The sequence below is a fragment of the Lysobacter avium genome, assembly GCF_015209745.1.
Taxonomy (GTDB): Bacteria; Pseudomonadota; Gammaproteobacteria; order Xanthomonadales; family Xanthomonadaceae; genus Novilysobacter; species Novilysobacter avium.
In genome coordinates, this window is the sequence record NZ_CP063657.1 from 1828095 (window position 1) to 1846070 (window position 17976).

A 17976-nucleotide genomic window follows, 5' to 3' on the forward strand; every position below is an offset into this window, starting at 1 on the left:
ATTCTGGGTCAGGCGGCGGTTACTGTCCGCCGACCGCCGTCTTCAACGCCGCCAGGAGTTGTGCGGCCGATGCTTCGCTGGCCGGTGTGGCGCGCGGATTGAGGGTGGAGACCGTCGAACCGGCGGCAGCGCTGTTGACCCGGACGAGGAAGTTCGCACCCTGGTAGCTAAGGTCGAACACACCCAGGGTTTTTGCGCGGTTTTCGATGGTGACACCGCCAACGGCGGCCAGGGCCTTGTCGATTCGATCAAAGGCGGTGTCGCGATCCTCGCTCATGCTGAAGCCGGCACTGGATGCGGACCTGGCGCTACTCACCGTCTCCGACGCGGTGACCGGGCCCGCTGGCGCCGCGCCGGTCGCGCTCTCGCCCGCCAGGACGAGATCCGGCGGCACCTCCAGTGGACGCGTCTGCGCGGTGTAGAGCGAATTGTCCTTGCGCATCCAGCTGCAGCCCGACATCGCGACCAGACCAACAAGGAGAACGCCGGCAATCGCGGCGCGGGACATCGGAACGGTGGAACGCATGGGAATCTCCAGGTCAGCCAGCGACGTGAGCGTCACAGGCAAGTTCAAGTTCACGGATCGCGGCGGCAACCGCAACGGCCGCATCATGGTGGGCTGCGGACAGCGGCAGCAAGGGCAGGCGCAGGCCGGCGCCGATCTGCTGGCGCGCGAGCAGCGCCTTCACCGGAATCGGATTGGATTCGACGCAGAGGAAAGCATAAATGTCCGCCATGCGCTCGCTCCAGCCCGTCGCAGCTGCCCCTTTGCCATTGCGGGCGAGTTCGCACAGGCGCCGGAATGAGCGCGGAAGGACATTGGACGCGACCGAGATCACGCCGTCGGCGCCGGCGAGTATCGCCCGGCAGGCTGTCGCGTCATCACCGGTGAGCACGGCGAAATCGTCGGCCCGCAACGCCAGCAACTCCTGCATCCGCTGTGGCTCGCTGCACGCTTCCTTTATTCCGACGATCCGCGGGTGCCCGGCAAGCTGGGCGACCGTGGCGGGCAACATGTCCACGCCGGTGCGGCCGGGGACGTTGTAGAGCAGGATCGGCAACGCGCCGTCGTCGGCGATCGCGCGGTAATGCGCGACCAGGCCCGGCTGGGTGGGGCGCACATACGCAGGGGTGACCACCAGCGCCGCATCGGCGCCCAGCGCCGCGGCACGGCGCGTCTGCTCGATGGTCCTGGCGGTGGCGGACTGGCCCGTTCCGACGATCACCGGCACCCGCCCACCGACGCGCTCGACCGCCATGCGCAGCAGCACGTCGAACTCGGAATCAAACAGCGCCGCCGCCTCGCCGGTCGAACCGGCGACCACCATCGCCTCGGTACCGCCCTCCAGTTGCAGGTCGATGAAGCGGACCCACGCATCCAGGTCCAGCTCGCCGTCGACGTCGAATGGGGTTGCCAGTGCGGTGATGCTGCCGGAAAGTCGCAAGTCGGGGGCCTTGAACGGTGGAGTGCTGGGGCGTGGGCGATGGCGCGGATGACGTGCCGATGTTACTTGCGGCGCGAAAGCACGGGCAAGTATGCTGCCTGCAGCCCCGCTCCGCTCGCGGAACGCGGTTCAGCTCCGGGGGCTGTGCGCTTGCACACCGGATCGGAGCCAGTCCCCACATTTGCAGGCGAAGCCTTGACCGATCCAACTCCGCGGCCGTCGCCGAATGAAAACCACCTCCTGATCAACGCCTATTCGACGCATCCGGACTCTCCCTTGTTGCCGGTCTCGCGGCGGATCACTGAAAGCGGCTGCAACCTCGTCGATGCCCGCCTGTCCACGGTCGGCCGCGATGTCTCGGTTACGGCGCTGGCGATGGGCTCCTGGGACGCGATCGCCAAGCTGGAGGCCATGCTGACCCGGCTGGAGCGCGAGGACAGCATCAAGCTGATCTGGTACCGCACCGGCGAGAAAGAGGCCCAGTCCGACCTGCTGCCCTACATCGTCGAGGTGGTGGCGGCCGACAAGCCGGGCATCACCTTCCAGCTGGCCGATTTCTTCGACCGCCAGGGCATCAGCATCGAAAGCCTGCACTGCACCCGCTACCGGGCGATGCAAACCGGCGCGGACATGTTCTCCGCGCAGATCACCATCGGGGTGCCGGCCAGCATGCATATCGCCGCGCTGCGCGATGACTTCCTGGAGTTCTGCGACCACCTCAACCTGGATGCGATCCTGGACCCGATGAAGTTCTGAGGAGACCCGTTGATGCTCGAAACCGGTGACGCTGTTCCCGCCGATCTTCCGCTGGCCCTGTCCAGCGGCGAAACCACCACCCTCGCCGACTACCGTGGCCAGTGGCTGGTGCTGTACTTCTACCCCAAGGACCACACGCCGGGCTGCACCACCGAGAGCCGTGACTTCACGGCGCTGCTGCCGCAGTTCGAGGCGGCCGGCGCGCGCATCCTGGGCGTCTCGCGCGACTCGGTGAAAACCCACCAGAACTTCATCGCCAAGCAGGAACTGGGCTTCGAGCTGGTCAGTGATGCCGACGAGTCCCTGTGCAACGCCTTCGGCGTCATCCGCGAGAAGACCATGTACGGCCGCAAGGTGATGGGCATCGTGCGCAGCACCTACCTGATCGATCCTGACGGCGCCATCGCGCACGTCTGGCAACCAGTGAAGGTGCCCGGCCACGCACAGGCCGTGCTGGATGTACTGCTAGCGCATGCCGGCGCCTGATCCTGACGGCGCGCCACGCGAACCCCTTTAACGCGCTGCGGAGTTTTCGATGACCGGAAGCAAGCGGATCTATGTGCTGGACACCAACGTGCTGATGCACGACCCGACCGCGCTGTACAAGTTCCAGGAGCACGACGTCTACCTGCCAATGCAGGTGATCGAGGAGCTGGACGCAGGCAAGAAGGGCACCACCGACGCCAGCCGCAACGCCCGCCAGGTCAGCCGTTTCCTCAACGAACTGGTCGAGGCGGCAGGCACCGAAAAGATCGCCACCGGCATTCCGCTCACTCCGCCCGGCGGCCTGCAGCTGCGCGGCCAGACCAGCGGCGGTTGCCTGCGTTTCCAGACCGACAACTTCGATGCCGGCAAGCGCTTTGGCGCCGTGGTTCCCGACAATGCCATCCTCGGCGCGATCCTCGCCCTGCAGGAAGCCGAACCGAACGCCAACGTGGTGTTCGTGTCCAAGGACATCAACCTGCGGATCAAGTCGGCGATTGCCGGCATCGTCTCGGAAGACTACGAGAACGACCGCGCGCTCGACGATTTCAGCCTGCTGTACACCGGCGCCACCGAGCTGCCCGCGGATTTCTGGCGGCGCCATGGCAAGGACCTGCGCTCATGGACGGATCGCGGACATACCTACTACGAGATCAACCGGATCGAGGGCGACAGCTGGTACCCCAACCAGTTCCTGTACCTGCCCGGCGATGACGAGACCGAGCTGAGGGTGACCTCGGTCGGCGCCGACAGCGTCATCCTGCAGATCGTCGATGACTACCGCCATGTCCAGCACGCCGTCTGGGGCATCACCGCGCGCAACCGTGAGCAGAACTTCGCCCTCAACGCGCTGATGGACCCGGAGATCGACTTCGTCACCCTGCTGGGCACCGCCGGCACCGGCAAGACGCTGCTCGCGTTAGCCGCGGGCCTGGCCCAGACCATGGACCAGCAGCGCTACCGCGAGATCATCATGACCCGCGCCACGGTCAGCGTCGGCGAGGACATCGGCTTCCTGCCCGGCACCGAGGAGGAGAAGATGACGCCGTGGATGGGCGCGCTCACCGACAACCTGGAAGTGCTGACCCACAACCAGTCCGGCGGCAGCTGGGGCCGCGCGGCCACCAACGACCTGCTGGCGAGCCGGATCAAGATCCGCGCGCTGAACTTCATGCGCGGACGCACGTTCCTGACCCGCTGGCTGATCCTTGACGAAGCGCAGAACCTCACGCCCAAGCAGATGAAGACGCTGGTCACCCGCGCCGGCCCCGGCACCAAGATCATCTGCCTGGGCAACGTCGAGCAGATCGACACGCCCTACCTCACCGAGACCACGTCCGGGCTGACCTACGCGGTCGACCGGTTCAAGGACTGGCCGCACAGTGCGCACGTGACCCTGCGCCGTGGCGAGCGCTCGCGCCTGGCCGACTACGCCTCAGAGGTGCTCTGAGGCTGCAGTGCTGCCTTTTCGGCGCGCTCGCGCTCCACGTAGGCGAGCGCTTCACCCAGGTCGGCAAAGTAACTGGCCGGGTCGGCGCGACTGACGATCCCGGCACGCACCAGCTTGCGCAGCACGCGCAGGCTGGCGCCGCAGAGCAGGATGCGCACGCCCTTTTTCGCCTGCGCCCGGATCGTCGTATCCAGCCGCTTCAAACCGGTCGCATCCAGTAACGGCACCCGGTCCAGCCGCAGGACCAGGAACTCGGGCGCATCGCGGCTCCACGAAAGCGCGCGATCCAGCGATTCCACCGAGCCGAAAAAGAACGGCCCGTTGATCGAGTAGACCATCACCGCAGGTGGCAGGTGCTCGACCCCAAGCCGCGCCAGTTCCGCGCGCAGCGAATGCGGGTCCTCCTCCAGCACTTCGACGGACGAGGACATGCGGCGCACGAACTGGAACATGGCCAGGATCACGCCGATGTTCACCGCCACCACCAGGTCGGTAAAGATGGTCAGGGTGAAGGTGATCAGCAGGATGACCATGTCCGCGCGCGGCGCACGGCGCACCATGCGTACAAAGCGCCCCGCCTCGCTCATGTTCCAGGCGACCACGAACAGGATCGCCGCCAGCGCCGCCAGCGGAACCTTGCCCGCGTACGGCGCAATCACCAGCAGCACCAGCAGCAGGGTGATGGAGTGGACGATTCCGGCCAGCGGACTGGTCGCGCCGTTGCGGAAGTTGGTGGCCGTGCGGGCCAGCGCTCCGGTCGCCGCGATGCCGCCGAACAGGGGCGAGACGATGTTGGCAACGCCCTGCCCGATCAGTTCCTGGTTGGAGTTGTGGCGGGTTCCCGCCATGCCGTCCGCGACGACCGCCGACAGCAGTGACTCGATCGCCCCCAGCATGGCAATGGTGAAGGCGGCCGGCAGCAGCATGGTGATCTGGTCGAAGCTCATGTCCGGCCAGTGGAAGCTTGGCAGCGTGCGCGGGATGGCCCCGTAGGCCGACTCGATGGTGGCGACACCGGGCATGGCGAACGCGGTCGTCAGCACCGTCGCGATGATCATCGCCAGCAGCGGCCCGGGCACCTTGGTCAGGCCCGGTATCCGCGGCCCCAGAAGCACCAGGGCCAGGCTCCCGAGCCCGATCAGCGTGGTCGGCCAATGCAACTGCGCAAAGGACTGCAGCAGCGCGAAGGTCTTCTGGTAGAACGCATCACCGGCCGGCCCAGGCAGGCCGAAGAAGTACTGCCACTGTCCGACCCAGATGATCACCGCGATGCCGGCGGTGAAGCCCACGATCACCGGATCGGAGATGTAGCGGATTACCGAGCCCAACCGGGCCAGGCCCATCAGCACCAGGATCACGCCCGCCATCAGCGTCGCCACCAGCAGCCCTTCCACGCCGAACTTGGCGACCACGCCGGCGAGGATGACGATGAAGGCGCCGGTCGGACCGGCGATCTGGATCCGGGTACCGCCGAAGATCGACACCAGCAGGCCGGCGATGATCGCGGTGTACAGCCCCTGCTCGGGCTTGACGCCCGATGCGATCGCGAAGGCCATCGCCAGCGGCAGGGCAACGATGCCGACGATGATTCCGGCGACGATGTTGGGCAGCCAGTGGGCGCGCTTGAACAGTCCGGCGCGATACCCCTCGATCAGCGCAATCATGCTGGCGGCATCCAGAAGAAATCCTTTCCCATCAAGACAGTCACATCCCGCGCATCGAACCCGCCATGGATTCTACGCCAGGGCTTTTTCACCTGATGGTATCGTCGCCTGCCCTTCCGCAGCCATGACGACCTCCATGAACTCCTCCCAGGTGGTGTGCGCCCTGACCATCGCCGGCTCCGATTCCGGTGGCGGCGCAGGCATCCAGGCCGACCTGAAGACGTTCGCCGCCTACCGCGTACACGGACTGAGCGCGATCGCCGCGCTGACCGCGCAGCACACCCGCGGGGTGACGGCGGTGCACCTGCCCGACACCGGCTTCCTGCGCGCGCAGATCGATGCCTGTTTCGACGACTTCCGGATCGGCGCGGTGAAGCTGGGCATGCTGGCCAGCGCCGAGGTCATCCTCGCCGTCGCCGACGCGCTGGAGGTCCACCGCCCTGCGCACGTGGTGCTTGACCCGGTGATGGTCGCAACCTCGGGCGCGCGCTTGCTGGAACCCGCCGCTTTGGCGGCACTGCGCGAGCGCCTGATGCCGATGGCCACCCTGGTCACCCCGAACCTGCCCGAGGCGGAGCTGCTGCTCGGGCATGCGGTGACGACCGCGCCGGCGATGCGGGAGGCCTGCCACGGTCTGCTCGCGGCTGGTGCACGCGCGGTACTGTTGAAGGGCGGCCATCTGGATGACGGCGGGGACGTCATCGACCTGCTGGCCACGTCCCGGAATGCGCCGATCGAGGCGATCCGGCACCCGCGCCTGGCGCTTGAAGCGCATGGCACCGGTTGCACCCTTGCCTCGGCCATTGCCGCCAACCTGGCGCTGGGCGCGGATCTGTCGACGGCTTGCCGCGTCGCTTCCGATTACGTCCACCGTGCACTGTTGGGTGGCTACCGTCCGGGCCAGGCCGACGTGGTGGTGCTGGACCACTTCGGGGCCGGGGCATCCGGCGCGGTGCGCTGATCTTGCCGGCGAACCAGGCACCGCGTGCAGGCGCATTGCATGTGCAGCAGTTGGAGGCCGTCGCAGCGGACGGTCACCGCTGGGAGCTGCAGGCGGTAATCCCCGAGAACCCTACCGCCCGGCTGTTGTGGTTGCCTGCGCTCGGCACTGCGGCGCGGCATTACCTCCCGCTTGCGCAGGCGCTCGCGGCGCGTGGCGTGGCGGTGTTCCTGCACGAGTGGCGCGGGCACGGCAGCAGCAAGCTGCGCGCCGGTCGAAACTGCAACTGGGGCTATCGGGAGCTGCTGGAACTCGACCTGCCCGGCAGCGAAGCGGCTATCTCCAGGATCACTGGACCTGGGTTGCCGCGGATCATGGGCGGACACAGCCTGGGCGGGCAGCTGGCGTGTTGCCGGGCGGCCTTGCACCCCGAGGCCGCTGCGGAGATCTGGCTGGTCGGCAGCGGCGCCCCCTGGTGGCGCGCATTCCCGTCGCCCATGCGCTGGTGGCTGCTGATCGCCTATCGTGTCCTGCCTTGGGTGGCGCGTATCCACGGCCACCTTCCGGGCCGACGGATCGGTTTCGGTGGCCGCGAGGCGCGCGGGCTGATCACCGATTGGGCGCGCACCGCAACGAGCGGGCGCTACGCGGCGGCGGGACTGGACGCCGACCTTGAGCAAGCACTCGCCACGGCGACGCCTGCGATCCACGGCGTGGTGCTGGCCGATGACTGGTACGCCCCGGAAAGCTCGTTGAATTTCCTGCTCGGCAAAATGCCGCAGGCTGAGATCTCGGTGACCACGCTTGACGATGCTGCACTGGACATCGATGCCGACCACTTCAAATGGATGAAGCGACCGGGCGCCGTGGCGGCGGCGTTGCTGGGCTGAGCTGCCACAGCAACCGCCATGGCCGAGCGGCGTCGTGACATCGCCCGGGGATCATGGCAACGATATCGCCGCCTCCGCCAGCGGACGGGCCTCCGCAACCTGTCTAACTGAAGGCATCGCTTCTTCGGCGGCAGCCACCACCTCCGGAACGGCGTACCCGTGCGGATTCATCCGCTGCCAGCGCCATGCGTCCGCGCACATGGCGTCCACCCCGAGCTCGGCCCGCCAGCCCAGCAACTCCAGCGCGAGACCCGGGTCGGCATAGACCTCCGCGACGTCGCCGACCCGCCGGTCGACGATCCGGTAGGGCACTTGCCGACCCGACGCACGCTCAAATTCCCTGATCAGCTCGAGCACGCTGATGCCGCATCCGGTTCCCAGATTGATGGTGGCGCTGCGGTCCTCGCGCAGCATGAACTCCAGCGCGTCGGCGTGGGCGCGGGCGAGGTCCATGACGTGAATGTAATCGCGTACCCCGGTGCCATCGATGGTCGGCCAGTCGCCGCCGTAGACGGCCAATTGCTTGCGCCGGCCGATCGCCACCTGGGAGATATAGGGCATCAGGTTGTTCGGCTCAGCACCGGGGTCCTCGCCGATGCGTCCGGAGGGATGCGCCCCTGCCGGGTTGAAGTAGCGCAGGTTGATCGCGCGGAAGCCTGGATCGTGCTGGCACAGGTCCTCGATCAGCTGTTCCATCACCAGCTTGCTGCGGCCGTACGGGTTGGTCACCCGCAGCGGCGCATCCTCGCGGACAGGCACGGCGTCGGGGTCGCCGTAGACCGTCGCCGATGAGCTGAACACCAGGCGGCCCACTCCGGCCTCGCGCATTTCTTGCAGCAGATGGATGGTCCCGCAGATGTTGTTGTCGAAGTACGCCAATGGCCGCGCGCACGACTCGCCCACGGCCTTGAGCGCGGCGAAGTGGACCACGGCGTCGAAACGCTGGCCGGCGAACAGGCTGGCGACGGCATGGGGATCGCGCAGGTCCACCTGTCGGGACGGCGGAATGCTGCCGAGGATCCCGCCCAGGCGTTCCAGCACGACGGGCGAGCTGTTGACGAAGCTGTCGGCAATCATCAGCTCGTGGCCGCGTCCGGCGAGTACCGCGCAGGTGTGGCTTCCGATGTAGCCGGCGCCGCCGCAGACAAGGATCCGCATCGGGACTTCCTGGAATCAGTGACAGGTATCCGGATCAACGCAGCTTCGTGCAAATAGCGGCTACGCACGTGCCGTTTCTCCTGCCATGACTCCCCGATCGGTGGCCGCCGCGCCGTGATGACCTGCCCGGCGCGTGATTGGCGTTGTTGCTGGATAACGGGGACTTTATGGAAACTCACATGAAAATCGTTCGGCACGTTGCGGTACTGCTGCTGGTGGCCGTCATATCCGCCTGCGCCTCCGGCAGCGGCAGCCTCACTCCGCCGCCGGAGCGCACCCAGGCCGCCGTCGACGACTACCTGATCGGGGTGGACGACATGGTCCAGGTCACGGTGTGGCGCAACCCGGAGCTCGGCGTTACCGCGCCCGTGCGACCGGACGGCAAGATCTCGGTGCCGCTGGTGGGGGACGTCGTCGCCGGTGGTCGCACGTCGGCGGCGGTGGCGGCGGACATCCAGCAGAAGCTCGCCGACTTCGTACGCACGCCGCAGGTCGCGGTGATCCTGACCGAGTTGCGCAGCCACGAATATCTTTCGCGGGTGCGGGTTACAGGCGCGGTCCGCCAGCCGGTCTCGATTCCCTACCGTCAGGGCATGACGGTGTTGGACGCCGTGCTGGCCGCAGGCGGAACCACCGAGTTTGCGGCCGCAGACCGCGCCGACCTGTACCGCAGGAACGGTGACGATTCCAGCTCGGCGCACGCGGTGAACCTGGACCGCATCCTCAACCATGGCGATTTGACGACCAACTACCGGGTGGCCCCCGGCGACATCATCACTGTTCCGGAACGGACCTTCTGATGACCACGCGCGCACTCCCCGGCCCCGGCGGCCCGTCGGTCCCTGGCAAGCCCCGCGACCTCACCCCGCAGGAGCTGATACCGATCCTGCTCAAGGAGGCGCGCAGGCGCCTCGTGCCCCTGGTCTCCATCTTCGCAGCCGTTGCCCTGCTGACCCTGCTGGTCGGGGTGTTCGTGATTCCCCGGAACTACTCCGCCTCGGTGACCATCCTGGCCAAGGAAAGCGACATCATCGAGCCGTTGCTGGAGGGACGGGCCGTATCCACCGGCGTGGCCGACCGCGCCGGCATGGCGCGCCAGATCCTCTTCAGCCGCAAGATCCTGGAACAGATACTCGATGTCGGCCACTGGAAACAGGCGCACCCGGACCCGGTCGAACAGGAGCGCCTGATGGAGGACATCCGCAAGCGCACCCTGATCGACAGCCCGCGTCCGGACCTGGTGCAGATCACCTACCAGGATCGCGACCCGCAGCGGGCATTCGATGTCACCGAGGCGTTTGGATCGATGCTCATTTCCGAGGCGCTGGCGACAAAGGCGCGCGAGAGCCGCGATGCCTACGAGTTCATCGACAGCCAGGTCCAGGCCTACCACGCCAAACTCACCAGCGCAGAGAACAACCTGCAGCAATACCGATCCGAGAACGTCGACGCGCAACCTGGCAGCGCGACCGACGTCAATGCCCGGATCGTGTCGCTGCGCAACCAGGTCGAACAGACCCGCATGACCATGCAGGAGCAGCAGTCGCTGGGTGCGTCGCTCAGCTCACAACTGTCGGGCGAGTCGGCGGTGTCGCGCACGCAGACACGCCAGAACCTCTTGAGCAGCCAGTACATGGAGCTGCAGGCCGAGCGCGACCGGCTGATGCTGAGCTTCACCGAGCAGCATCCCGACGTGGTCCGGGTGACGCTGCAGATGCAGGACATCCAGCAGAACCTGGCGCGCGCGCAAACACGGGTTGACCCGCCGCTGCCGGGTATCGAGTCCGCCGAGGCCCAGTCCAACCCGCTCTACCGCGAGCTTCGCAGCCAGCTGGCGCTGGCCCGACGTGAGGGCGCGGCGGCCGGCTCCCGCCTGGGCGCAGCGCAATCGATGCTGGCCGAAGAGCTGGACCGCAGCCGGCGCATCGCCGCCTCCGAGGGCGCACTAGCGGAGCTTACCCGCGACTACGAGGTGAACCGGGAGATCTACCAGGACCTGCTGCGACGCCGCGAAAACGCACGCGTCTCGATGGGCCTGGACGAGGCCAACCGCGGCCTGACCCTGAAGATCCAGGACCCGGCGATCATGCCGCTTCGGCCCTCCGGCATGCGCCTGATGCACATCGCCGCAGGTGGGCTGCTGCTGGCGATCGTGCTGCCGATGGCGCTGGTCTTCCTGCTGGCGCGCTTTGACCCGCGGATACGTTCCGCGCGACTGATCGAGGCGCAGGGCCGCTATCCACTCTTGACCGCCATCCCCGCGTACGCGACACCCCGGGAGCGTCGCCATGACCTCTACGGGAAGCTGGGCAGCGTGACCATGATCCTGGTCGTGGTACTCGCCTACGTCGCCACCTACGCGCTGAAGATGACCCACGCATGAGACCGTGATGAACCTTATCGACACTCCGGAACCGCCCGTGAAACGTCCCCAGGAGCTTGCTTCAGCCCCGCGGGGGGATGACGACCACGCGCGTTCGCTCCGCCACCCCCGGGAGCTCGCGCCGTTGACCCCCAGGTCGCTGGAAGACCGCAGGCTCATCCACCGCCAGGACTCCGCGCGCGTCCAGGCGGATGCCTTCCGGGATCTGCGGACCCGCTTGCTCACGCTGGGCGGCAAGCAGAACTTCGTGACCCTGGTGGTACCGGTCGGGCACGGCAGTGGCGGCAGTTTCGTCGCGCGCAACCTTGCACTCGCCTTCGCGTTCGACGAGATCAAGACGGCACTGCTGGTGGATTGCGACGCCCTCCATCCCAGCCAGCACACGGCCATGGGCGTTGATCCCGTCAACGGCGGGCTGATGGACTACCTGCGTGACAGCAGTAGCGGGCTGCAGCAGATCCAATACCCGACAGGCATCCCGCGCGTGCACCTGATCCCCAACGGCGGTCGGCATGAGATCTCCGGCGAGTACTTCACCTCCCCCCGCGCCCGGACCATGATCGACTCGCTGCGCGGGAGCAATCCGGATCGCTACCTCATCCTGGACGGTCCGTCGGTGTTGAACTCTCCCGACGCACGCATCCTCTCCGAGCTTGCCGACCTGGTCGTGCTGGTTGCCGGATACGGCAAGGTAACGATGAAGAACATCGACGAGGCGGCCGCGAACTTCGAGCCCGAGAAGCTCGCCGGGGTTGTCTTCAATGACCTGCCCTGACGACTCCGGGCCGACGGTTCCGCTGCCACGAGGCAACAGCGTCCGCAGCAGGATGCGTATTCCCGCGATCACGACGGCCCTGCTGGCAGCGATGTCCGGCAACACCGATGCGGCCCGGGTCGATTACGCCATCGACGCGGGCGTTGAACACGACGACAACGTGCGACTGGATCCGGTGGACCCGATCGACCAGTTGATCTGGCGCACGGGCATCGGCTTCCGCGCCACGGAAACAACCTCGACGATCCAGGCCAGCGTCAACGGCCGCGTGGATTACCGCGTGTTCCAGGACAGCATCTACGACAACACGGTCGAGGGCGTACTTGATGGACGGCTGAATTGGGTGATGCTCCCGGACCGGCTCAGCTTCACCGTGGACGACCGCCTGCAAACCGAGGCGATCGATCGGTTCTCGCCTGACTCACCCGACAACCGGCAGCAGATCAACATCCTGTCATTGGGTCCCAACCTGTTCTTCAACGTCGGCCCGACCCTGCGCGGGCAGCTGGAAGCGCGCTACATCGACACCTACGCCGAGGTCACCCCGCAGTTCAACTCCCAGCGCTGGGGGGTGGCACTGCGTGCCATCAAGGATCTAGGCCCTTCCAGCGCCTTTTCGTTCAACGTGCAGACCCAGGACGTCGACTTCGACGACGACCTGACCTCGCTGGATTACAAGCGCAACGACCTGTACGTCCGCTACGACCGGACCTTCCCGAACTTCGACCTCGGCGTCGATCTCGGCTACTCGCATCTGGATTACAAGGAAACCGGCGATCGCTCAAACCCGCTGCTGCGCGGGCGACTGGCGTGGCGTCCGAGCCAGCGCAGCCGTTTGACCCTGTTTGCCGCCAACCAGTTTGCCGACGCCGCCTACGCGGCCATAAGTGACGTTGGCGCGACCTCGATCCCGGAGCGCGTCCTGATCGACGGCCAGACGATCACCGCAGCCGTGTATGAGGAACAACGCGTGTCCCTGGCCTATGACTACCACGGCGACCGGGCGACATTCATGGTCGAGCCCTACGTGCAGACGATCGACTATCCCGACCCGCTCAACGACGACGAAAAGAACCGCGGTGTGACCGTCGGCTTCGACTATCGGCTGCGCCCGTTGCTGACCTTTTCCTCCTACCTCAATTTCGAACGGGTGCAGTACCGGCAGATCGCCCGCACCGACGACACCCGCCACCTGAGCCTGGGGCTGGACAAGCGGTGGTCGCGGCACTGGAGCACCGCGCTGACCTACTACCGTTATGAGCGCAGCAGTGAGGTCGCGACCGCGGAAGCCAAACAGAACATCTGGTACCTGCGGGTGATCTATCGCAACCGGTAGTAGACGCGGCCGCTGTCCCAAAACAAAGCAGCAGCAGGATTGAACACGATGAAATCGCTTGCCTCGCTTCGCCACTGGGCCCGCAAGTCCGAACACCCTGCGGCAGCAATGCTCCGCGGGCTGCGCCAACGCGGTCGCGGTTTCACCCTGCCCGCCCCACGCGTCGTGCTGCTGCCGTACCTCTGGCTGTTCCTGGCGCTGCGCGGGAGCGTGTTTTTCCTGCGCCGGGTACTGGTCGCCGAGCCGCTGTTCAAGGCCTATTGCACGCGGTTCGGCAAGGGCGTAACCACGGGGATATTCGTGCCGTGGGTGCATGGCAGCGGCGAGCTGCTGGTGGGCGACCACGTCCACGTCAGCGGCAAGTTGGGCATCCACTTTGCCGCCAGCTTCGTGGCTCGGCCGCGGCTGGTTATTGGCGACCACACGGACCTGTCGCACGACGTCCGCTTCGTGGTCGGACGGGAGATCCGCCTGGGCTCGCATGTGCAGGTGGCCGGCGGCGTCACCTTCCGCGACTCCGGCGGTCACCCGGTCGATCCGGGCCAGCGCCAGGCGGGCGCTGCCCCCGGACTTGCCGACGTCAAACCGGTGGTGATCCACGACAACGTCTGGATCGGCACCGGCGTGCTGGTAATGCCAGGCACCGAGATCGGGGAAGGCAGCATCGTCTCGGCGCACTCCGTGGTGTCCGGCGTGATCCATCCGTACACCGTGGTCGCCGGCAATCCGGCGCGGCGGATCGGCATGCTGACGCCGCCGGCGGGACGTGAGCATCTGGTGCCTGCGCGATCCGCCGCCAGGACCCCAGCCGCGGGCGCAGCGGCTCCGGCGGCCCCGGCGGCCCGCTACCCGTCGTCGGTGCAACCCACGTAGCGCGCGAGCCGTCGCCTGCGCGGTGCTGCGGTGCCCGTCGCCTGCCCTTTCTCTGCCGACCCGTCAGACCAGCGCTTCCACCACGTCGGGATGGCCGAGGAACCCGCGCGGACTTGCGCTGCGACCGTACGCGCCGGACTGGAACACCACCACCAGATCGCCCACCTGCGCAGCCGCAAGGTCTATCCGGTCGGCCAGCAGGTCCAGTGGGGTGCACAGCGGTCCCACCACGCTGGCGACCTCGCGCGCGCCGGTGCGGGCATTGATCGCGACCGGGTAATTCCTGCGAAGTACCTGGCCGAAATTGCCCGATGCCGCGAGATGGTGGTGCATGCCGCCGTCGACGACGAGGAACACCTGGCCGCGGGAAAGCTTGCGGTCAAGCACGCGGGTCACGTAGAGCCCCGCCTCTCCCACCAGGTACCGACCCAGCTCGATGACCAGATGCGCACCCGGCATGTCGGTGTGCGCGCGCTCGGCCAGGGCTGCGAGGTTGTCTATCACCGGAGCCAGCTCCAGCGGCGACTCGCCGACCGTGTAGGGAATGCCGAAGCCGCCGCCCAGGTTCAAGCTTCGCACCGGGGCCGGCAGCAGATCCTGCCACTCCAGGCTCAGCTCGTAGCTGCGGGTCTGTGCCTCGACGATGGCGGCCTGGCGCAGGTTCTGCGAGCCCGCGAACATGTGGAAGCCCTCGAAGGCCAGGCCGGCGGCGGTGATCTCGCCGAGCAACTCGGGCACCCGCTCCGCATCGACGCCGAACGGGCGCGCCCCGCCGCTCATTTTCATTCCGGAGGCCTTCAACTCGAACGGCAGGTTGACCCGCACCGCAACCCGCGCCGGTCGCCCGTGGTTCTCGCTGGCGCGGGCCAGGATCGCGACCTCACGGAATGACTCGATATTGACCAGGATGCCTGCCGCGCTGGCCTGCCCGAGTTCGCCTTCGGACTTGCCGGGCCCGGCAAAGCTGATGTGCTGCGCGCTCATTCCCGAATCCAGCGCGACCCGCAACTCGCCGGCGGATGCCACGTCGATGCCATCGACCAGGCCCGCCATATGGCAGACCAGTGCCGGCATCGGATTGGCCTTCATCGCGTAGTGCAGGTGGACCCGTGCCGGCAGCCGCGCGCGCAGGGCGGATGCCCGCTCGCGCAATGCAGCGCGGTCATAGAGGTAACACGGCGTGCCGCCGACGGCGCTGACCACCCGCGACAGCGGCTGCTCGCCGGCCAGCAGCAACTCGCCGTCGCTGTCGCGTGGCCACTGGTCCGCCGGATTGTATTTCGCACCGGCCACCGTCATGACGCCAGCGCCTTTCCTGCCAGGGCCGTGTGGAAATCCAGCAGATCGGAGATGTTGTGTTGCCACTGCCGGTTGGCCGCGACGTAGGCGCGGGCATTCGCGCCCACGCGCGCCAATCCGTCGACATCGTTGCTGTGGACAACGACGCGCTCGACGGCGGCGTCGAGATCGCCTGCCTCGAACATCCACCCGGTCTGGTCCTCGACCAGCACCTCACGTATCGGCTCGAAGTCCGGAGCCACCGGCGGGATGCCGCACGCCATGAACTCGAACAGCTTGACCGGCGAGGTGTAATCGCCGGCGCTGGGCAGGATCGCCATGTCCATCGCTGCGAGCAGTCCGGGGACCTCGTCGTGCGGCACCCGGCCGGTCAGCACCACCTGCGAAGCGAGCGCGTGGGCATCGACGAATTCCTTCAGCGCGGGATAGGTGGCGCCGTCGCCGACCAGCAACAGCTTCAGGTGCGGCGCCTCGGCGAGCCGGTCGGCGATGCGATGCACGAACGCGTCGATGGCGTGCCATGGCACGAACGCGCCCAGGTACCCACACACCACGTGCCCGTCCAGCCCGAGTCGCGCACGCACCTCATCGCGCTGGGCAGGAGTAAAGGTGAACTTGTCGATGTTGGCCGCGTTCGGGGTCACGATGGCCGGGGCGATCGCCCCGTGCGCCGCCTGCGCGCGGTCGCGGAACACGCCCGACACGAACACCAGTCCCGACGCGTTGCGCAGCACCCAGCCTTCGATCGCCATCGCCAGCTTCTGGAAGAACAGCGGCCGGACCCGCTCCACGGTCGCCGAATCGTTGACCTCCAGGATGATCGGGATACCACGTTTGCGGGCGATCCGGATCGACTCGAACATGAAAAGCGAATAGCGCTCGTAGATGAAGTCCACGCCCGGGTTGCGCCGCAGCCACGCCCGCAGGCGCCAGCCCGCCACAAGGTTGTAGGCGAGCTCCACCACCTCGAACAAGGGCTCGGGCAGGCGGGTGACCGCGCCCATCCACGGCTTCACCTGGCGGGTCGGCGACATGGCCTTGGGTGACGAGTATGGATCCGCGCCGGGCAGGGAAATGATGTCGACATCCACGCCTTCGGCGCGCAGCGCATCGGTGATGCCGCGGATGTGCACGCCCTCCACCGCCTTGCCCTGGGTGCGGTGGTGATAGAGCACGTTGCGCACGCGCGGGCGGATGTCACCGTCGGGCATGGTCATCTCCTTCTGGACAATGTGCAGTTCGGCGGGGGTCGCCGGGTTCATTTGTGTGCCTGCACGGCATCGGCGGCGAGCGCACTCGCCAGCGGTACGCCGAACGTGTTTTTGCCCAGCATCCTTGACAACAGTCGTTCGCCCGACATCCGCGCACCACGCCTGCGTATGTCGATCCAGTGCAGCCGGCGGGCGTCGTTGGACAGGCGCCGCTTGTACTCCTGGGCACCCGCCAGAAAGTCGAACTGGCTCCATCCCTCCATCAGCGCCTGCTCGATCGTCGTGTGCAACGCGGCAAGACCGGGTCGGTCGTGCCTGGGCAGCGCGCCGTAGTTCAGCCCGCTGTTGTAGTAATAGATGCGGTCGCGCCACGCCAGGTTGTAGATGTAGCCGACCGTGAGCGGACCGGCGCTGACCCGCGTCATCCGGGTGAAACCCGTGGCCGTGCCGGCGCCAACCAATGACCGGTGGAACCGGCAGAAGAACGCGCTCGAGAATGACCCCGGCTTGCCCTTGCTGTTCCAGTAGCGGGTGTGCAGCGCAGCCATTTCCTCCAGCCACGCCAGCGCCGTGGAGGCGTCGCCGGCGACCTCCGCCCGCAACTCGCCATGGGCACCGTACCCGCGCCGGGCCTGGTTGAGCGACCCGCGGATGTTGGCGCCCAGGCCGTCGTGATAGCTGCGGCCGGCCGCCCGCAGCGCCGCCAGGTCGACGAAATAGGACGGGCGCGCGTCCACACTTGCCGCGTCAAGGGTGGGAGGCAATGCCGATGCGATCGCATCGGCGTGGGCGGTGGCGCTGATCCGCAGCCGCCGCCAGCCCGCGCCCAAACGCCGGATCGCGTCAAACATTGCCTTGTAGCCGGCGGTTTCCGCGCCCGTGCGCACCAGCAGGCCGGCGTACTCGATGGTGACCTGGTCAACGGCGGGCTCCCCGGTTTCCTGCAGCAGCAACGAGTGGCTGCCAAACAGCCTGCCAACCCCCCGCTCGGACGCCTTCAACAGCAGGCTCAGGGCAAACACACCGGACTCGTCGCGTGCGCGGAATACCAGCGGGCGGCAATTGGCTGGCAGCAACGCCAGCCAGGTCGATACCCACGACCATGATGTGAACGGCGAGGCGTCCGATCGGGACTCCAGGCGGATCCAGTCCACTGCGAGACCGGGGTAGGCGTCGACCGCCACCACCTCTGCGCGTATCGCCGACTCGGGTTTGGTGCACGGCATCGCGACGGGCAAGGCCCGGCTGGTGGTCAACATCTGCATGCCCGGGTCATTCGGCTTATCCATGCAGATCGATGGTCAGGCGAGTCG

The 17976-nt window shown here is 67.1% G+C and carries 17 protein-coding genes; 10 read left to right on the top strand and 7 right to left on the bottom strand.

Translation table 11 applies throughout. The annotated features are described in order from the left end of the window. Window positions 1-19: 19 nt before the first annotated feature. Window positions 20-526: a hypothetical protein gene (locus INQ42_RS08245; RefSeq protein WP_194033853.1), complete on the bottom strand. Its 507-nt coding sequence runs from the start codon at window positions 524-526 to the stop codon at window positions 20-22. Window positions 527-539: 13 nt separating this feature from the next. Then, entirely contained in the window at window positions 540-1445 is a 906-nt protein-coding gene (gene dapA, locus INQ42_RS08250; protein ID WP_194033854.1) for a 4-hydroxy-tetrahydrodipicolinate synthase, read from the bottom strand. A gap of 195 nt (window positions 1446-1640) precedes the next feature. Between dapA and INQ42_RS08255 the strand changes: the two genes are divergently transcribed. The 3 genes from INQ42_RS08255 to INQ42_RS08265 are packed head-to-tail and all read left to right on the top strand — an operon-like array spanning window position 1641 to window position 4134. Then, entirely contained in the window at window positions 1641-2201 is a 561-nt protein-coding gene (locus INQ42_RS08255) for a glycine cleavage system protein R (protein ID WP_193983727.1), read from the top strand. Between the two features lie 12 nt (window positions 2202-2213). Further along, window positions 2214-2687 (top strand): peroxiredoxin, encoded by a 474-nt coding sequence (locus INQ42_RS08260; RefSeq protein WP_194033856.1) that lies wholly within the window; start codon window positions 2214-2216, stop codon window positions 2685-2687. Between the two features lie 49 nt (window positions 2688-2736). Beyond that, complete coding sequence (locus INQ42_RS08265; protein WP_194033857.1) at window positions 2737-4134, top strand: PhoH family protein; 1398 nt, start codon at window positions 2737-2739, stop codon at window positions 4132-4134. Here INQ42_RS08265 and INQ42_RS08270 read toward each other — a convergent pair. Then, window positions 4113-5798, bottom strand: coding sequence for a SulP family inorganic anion transporter (locus INQ42_RS08270; RefSeq protein WP_194033858.1), 1686 nt, complete (start codon window positions 5796-5798; stop codon window positions 4113-4115). The genes INQ42_RS08265 and INQ42_RS08270 overlap by 22 nt on opposite strands. Before the next feature lie 136 nt (window positions 5799-5934). On the opposite strand from INQ42_RS08270, the gene thiD reads away from it, so the two are divergent. Next, window positions 5935-6759, top strand: a complete 825-nt coding sequence (gene thiD / locus INQ42_RS08275) for a bifunctional hydroxymethylpyrimidine kinase/phosphomethylpyrimidine kinase (RefSeq protein WP_194033859.1) — start codon at window positions 5935-5937, stop codon at window positions 6757-6759. Window positions 6760-6761: 2 nt separating this feature from the next. Next, window positions 6762-7628 carry an alpha/beta hydrolase family protein gene (locus tag INQ42_RS08280; protein WP_228062454.1) on the top strand — a complete coding sequence of 289 codons (867 nt, stop codon included), beginning with the start codon at window positions 6762-6764 and terminating at the stop codon, window positions 7626-7628. A 51-nt stretch (window positions 7629-7679) separates the two neighbouring features. Here the strand turns inward: INQ42_RS08280 and galE are convergent, their stop codons facing one another. After that, the gene (galE, locus tag INQ42_RS08285; RefSeq protein WP_194033860.1) at window positions 7680-8786 is read right to left on the bottom strand and encodes a UDP-glucose 4-epimerase GalE; all 1107 of its coding nucleotides are present in this window, start codon (window positions 8784-8786) and stop codon (window positions 7680-7682) included. Between the two features lie 179 nt (window positions 8787-8965). Between galE and INQ42_RS08290 the strand changes: the two genes are divergently transcribed. The 5 genes from INQ42_RS08290 (at window position 8966) to INQ42_RS08310 (ending at window position 14153) form a co-directional block, all read left to right on the top strand. Further along, window positions 8966-9586: an XrtA/PEP-CTERM system exopolysaccharide export protein gene (locus tag INQ42_RS08290; RefSeq protein ID WP_194033861.1), complete on the top strand. Its 621-nt coding sequence runs from the start codon at window positions 8966-8968 to the stop codon at window positions 9584-9586. Continuing rightward, window positions 9586-11169 (top strand): XrtA system polysaccharide chain length determinant, encoded by a 1584-nt coding sequence (locus INQ42_RS08295; protein ID WP_194033862.1) that lies wholly within the window; start codon window positions 9586-9588, stop codon window positions 11167-11169. The genes INQ42_RS08290 and INQ42_RS08295 overlap by 1 nt, the downstream gene beginning before the upstream one ends. A gap of 124 nt (window positions 11170-11293) precedes the next feature. Further along, on the top strand, window positions 11294-11944 hold the full coding sequence (locus INQ42_RS08300; RefSeq protein ID WP_194033863.1) for a P-loop NTPase family protein: 651 nt from the start codon (window positions 11294-11296) through the stop codon (window positions 11942-11944). A 52-nt stretch (window positions 11945-11996) separates the two neighbouring features. Then, window positions 11997-13280 (top strand): outer membrane beta-barrel protein, encoded by a 1284-nt coding sequence (locus INQ42_RS08305; protein ID WP_194033864.1) that lies wholly within the window; start codon window positions 11997-11999, stop codon window positions 13278-13280. Window positions 13281-13328: 48 nt separating this feature from the next. Next, complete coding sequence (locus INQ42_RS08310) at window positions 13329-14153, top strand: acyltransferase (protein ID WP_194033865.1); 825 nt, start codon at window positions 13329-13331, stop codon at window positions 14151-14153. Window positions 14154-14216: 63 nt separating this feature from the next. Here the strand turns inward: INQ42_RS08310 and INQ42_RS08315 are convergent, their stop codons facing one another. From INQ42_RS08315 to INQ42_RS08325, 3 genes are read right to left on the bottom strand one after another with little or no spacing between them, the layout of a single operon-like run. Beyond that, window positions 14217-15452: a pyridoxal-dependent decarboxylase, exosortase A system-associated gene (locus tag INQ42_RS08315; protein ID WP_194033866.1), complete on the bottom strand. Its 1236-nt coding sequence runs from the start codon at window positions 15450-15452 to the stop codon at window positions 14217-14219. Then, the gene (locus INQ42_RS08320; RefSeq protein ID WP_228062455.1) at window positions 15449-16714 is read right to left on the bottom strand and encodes a glycosyltransferase family 4 protein; all 1266 of its coding nucleotides are present in this window, start codon (window positions 16712-16714) and stop codon (window positions 15449-15451) included. Before INQ42_RS08320 ends, INQ42_RS08315 begins: the two co-directional genes overlap by 4 nt. Next, the gene (locus INQ42_RS08325; RefSeq protein WP_194033867.1) at window positions 16711-17952 is read right to left on the bottom strand and encodes a GNAT family N-acetyltransferase; all 1242 of its coding nucleotides are present in this window, start codon (window positions 17950-17952) and stop codon (window positions 16711-16713) included. The genes INQ42_RS08320 and INQ42_RS08325 overlap by 4 nt, the downstream gene beginning before the upstream one ends. Window positions 17953-17976: the final 24 nt, after the last annotated feature.

Bases quoted from the DNA above. Each gene is read 5' to 3' on its own strand.
- INQ42_RS08245 (WP_194033853.1), bottom strand. From the start codon at position 526: ATGCGTTCCACCGTTCCGATGTCCCGCGCCGCGATTGCCGGCGTTCTC.
- INQ42_RS08260 (WP_194033856.1), top strand. From the start codon at position 2,214: ATGCTCGAAACCGGTGACGCTGTTCCCGCCGATCTTCCGCTGGCCCTG.
- INQ42_RS08265 (WP_194033857.1), top strand. From the start codon at position 2,737: ATGACCGGAAGCAAGCGGATCTATGTGCTGGACACCAACGTGCTGATG.
- INQ42_RS08270 (WP_194033858.1), bottom strand. From the start codon at position 5,798: ATGATTGCGCTGATCGAGGGGTATCGCGCCGGACTGTTCAAGCGCGCC.
- thiD (WP_194033859.1), top strand. From the start codon at position 5,935: ATGAACTCCTCCCAGGTGGTGTGCGCCCTGACCATCGCCGGCTCCGAT.
- galE (WP_194033860.1), bottom strand. From the start codon at position 8,786: ATGCGGATCCTTGTCTGCGGCGGCGCCGGCTACATCGGAAGCCACACC.
- INQ42_RS08290 (WP_194033861.1), top strand. From the start codon at position 8,966: ATGAAAATCGTTCGGCACGTTGCGGTACTGCTGCTGGTGGCCGTCATA.
- INQ42_RS08295 (WP_194033862.1), top strand. From the start codon at position 9,586: ATGACCACGCGCGCACTCCCCGGCCCCGGCGGCCCGTCGGTCCCTGGC.
- INQ42_RS08305 (WP_194033864.1), top strand. From the start codon at position 11,997: ATGCGTATTCCCGCGATCACGACGGCCCTGCTGGCAGCGATGTCCGGC.
- INQ42_RS08310 (WP_194033865.1), top strand. From the start codon at position 13,329: ATGAAATCGCTTGCCTCGCTTCGCCACTGGGCCCGCAAGTCCGAACAC.
- INQ42_RS08315 (WP_194033866.1), bottom strand. From the start codon at position 15,452: ATGACGGTGGCCGGTGCGAAATACAATCCGGCGGACCAGTGGCCACGC.
- INQ42_RS08320 (WP_228062455.1), bottom strand. From the start codon at position 16,714: ATGAACCCGGCGACCCCCGCCGAACTGCACATTGTCCAGAAGGAGATG.
- INQ42_RS08325 (WP_194033867.1), bottom strand. From the start codon at position 17,952: ATGGATAAGCCGAATGACCCGGGCATGCAGATGTTGACCACCAGCCGG.